Source organism: Staphylococcus pasteuri, assembly GCF_030547725.1.
GTDB lineage: Bacteria > Bacillota > Bacilli > Staphylococcales > Staphylococcaceae > Staphylococcus > Staphylococcus pasteuri.
Genome location: NZ_JAUOQO010001093.1, coordinates 1 through 231 on the forward strand (window position 1 = coordinate 1; position 231 = coordinate 231).

General features: G+C 26.8%; 1 protein-coding gene. It reads right to left on the bottom strand.

Going from position 1 to position 231, the window contains the following annotated elements; all coding sequences use genetic code 11:
* On the bottom strand, positions 1-179 hold a 179-nt coding region (locus tag Q4528_RS16530; RefSeq protein ID WP_512701012.1), incomplete at its 3' end, for a DoxX family protein.
* Positions 180-231: the final 52 nt, after the last annotated feature.

The following is a 231-nucleotide window of genomic DNA, read 5'->3' on the forward strand; positions in this document are numbered from 1 at the left end:
AATAAATCTACAACAAAGAATATTTCAAATACACAAGTGAAAAGAACCGCTGTCTTTTGTAATGGTAAATAATCAGGAACTATCGTTCTAAAATTTATTTCATGTGTAAAATGTAGTACACCTGCTGATCCAAATACTAAAACTAATGTCCATCTTAATAATTTCTTTAGTGTTCCAATACATTTTCTTTTAAATAACTTTTTCCATATTCGGGTAATTCTACGTTTAAAT